This window comes from Kitasatospora cystarginea, assembly GCF_039533515.1.
GTDB lineage: Bacteria > Actinomycetota > Actinomycetes > Streptomycetales > Streptomycetaceae > Kitasatospora > Kitasatospora cystarginea.
The window spans coordinates 1-1,974 of sequence record NZ_BAAATR010000140.1 but is presented as its reverse complement, the minus strand read 5'-3'; the positions used below and the strand labels follow the sequence as shown (position 1 = coordinate 1,974).

Sequence of the window (1,974 nt, the reverse complement as noted above, 5' to 3'; positions counted from 1 at the left end):
GTTGAGCAACGAGAGCCTGGCCAACCTGCTCAAGGAGGAGCGCCGTTTCGCTCCGCCCGCGGAACTCGCCGCCGCCGCCAACGTCACCGCGGCCGCCTACGCGCAGGCCTCCGAGGACCGGCTCGGTTTCTGGGCCGAACAGGCCCGCCGCCTCGACTGGGCCACCGAGCCCACCCAGACCCTGGACTGGACCAACCCCCCGTTCGCCAAGTGGTTCGCCGACGGCAAACTCAACGTGGCCTACAACTGCGTCGACCGACACGTCGAAGCCGGCCACGGCGACCGCATCGCGATCCACTTCGAAGGCGAACCCGGCGACGGCCGCTCCATCACCTACGCCCAGCTCAAGGACGAGGTCTCCAAGGCCGCCAACGCCCTGCTGGAACTCGGCGTCACCACAGGCGACCGAGTCGCCGTCTACCTGCCGATGATCCCCGAGGCCGTCGTCGCGATGCTCGCCTGCGCCCGCATCGGCGCCACCCACTCCGTCGTCTTCGGCGGCTTCTCCGCCGACGCCGTCGCCTCCCGCATCCAGGACGCCGACGCCAAACTGGTCATCACCGCCGACGGCGGCTACCGCCGCGGCAAGCCCTCCCCGCTCAAGCCCGCCATCGACGACGCCCTCACCAAGTGCCCCCAGGTCGAACACGTCCTGGTGGTCCGCCGCACCGGCCAGGACGTCCCCTTCACCGAAGGCCGCGACGTGTGGTGGCACGAGATCACCGACCGCCAGCCCACCGACCACACCCCCCAGGCACACGACGCCGAACACCCCCTGTTCATCCTCTACACCTCCGGCACCACCGGTAAGCCCAAGGGCATCCTGCACACCTCCGGCGGCTACCTCACCCAGGCCAGCTACACCCACCACGCCGTCTTCGACCTCAAGCCGGACACCGACGTCTACTGGTGCACCGCCGACATCGGCTGGGTCACCGGCCACTCCTACATCGTCTACGGCCCCCTGGCCAACGGCGCCACCCAGGTCATCTACGAAGGCACCCCCGACACCCCCCACCAGGGCCGCTTCTGGGAGATCGTCCAGAAGTACGGCGTCACCATCCTCTACACCGCCCCCACCGCGATCCGCACCTTCATGAAGTGGGGCGACGACATCCCCGCCAAGTACGACCTCTCCAGCCTGCGCATCCTGGGCAGCGTCGGCGAACCCATCAACCCGGAGGCCTGGGTCTGGTACCGCGAACACATCGGCGCGGGCACGACCCCCATCGTGGACACCTGGTGGCAGACCGAGACCGGCGCCATCATGATCAGCCCCCTGCCCGGCGCCACCGAGACCAAGCCCGGCTCCGCCCAGCACCCCCTGCCCGGCATCGCCGCCACCGTCGTCGACGACAACGGCACCGAGGTACCCAACGGCTCCGGCGGCTACCTCGTCCTCACCGAGCCCTGGCCCTCCATGCTCCGCACCATCTGGGGCGACGACCAGCGCTACATCGACACCTACTGGTCCCGCTTCGGCGGCGGACACGGTGCGGCTGGCGCCGCGTGGCGCTACTTCGCCGGCGACGGCGCCAAGAAGGACGAGGACGGCGACATCTGGCTGCTCGGCCGCGTCGACGACGTCATGCTCGTCTCCGGCCACAACATCTCCACCACCGAGGTCGAATCCGCCCTGGTCGGCCACCCGGCCGTCGCCGAGTCCGCCGTCGTCGGCGCCACCGACGCCACCACCGGCCAGGCCATCGTCGCCTTCGTGATCCTGCGCGGCACCGCCACCGACAGCGAGGAACTCGTCACCGACCTGCGCAACCACGTCGGCCGCACCCTCGGCCCGATCGCCAAGCCCAAGCAGATCAAGGTGGTCACCGAACTGCCCAAGACCCGCTCCGGCAAGATCATGCGCCGCCTGCTCCGCGACATCGCCGAGGGCCGCGAGGTCGGCGACACCACCACCCTCGCCGACTCCTCGGTGATGAACCTGATCCAGTCACAGCTACCGTCCGGCAACAC

1 protein-coding gene is annotated in these 1,974 nt (G+C 69.7%); it reads left to right on the top strand.

Annotated elements, in window-relative coordinates; translation table 11 throughout:
- Position 1: 1 nt before the first annotated feature.
- Positions 2-1,974: acetate--CoA ligase (gene acs, locus ABD369_RS40420; RefSeq protein WP_344641632.1), on the top strand; the 1,973-nt coding region annotated here is incomplete at its 3' end.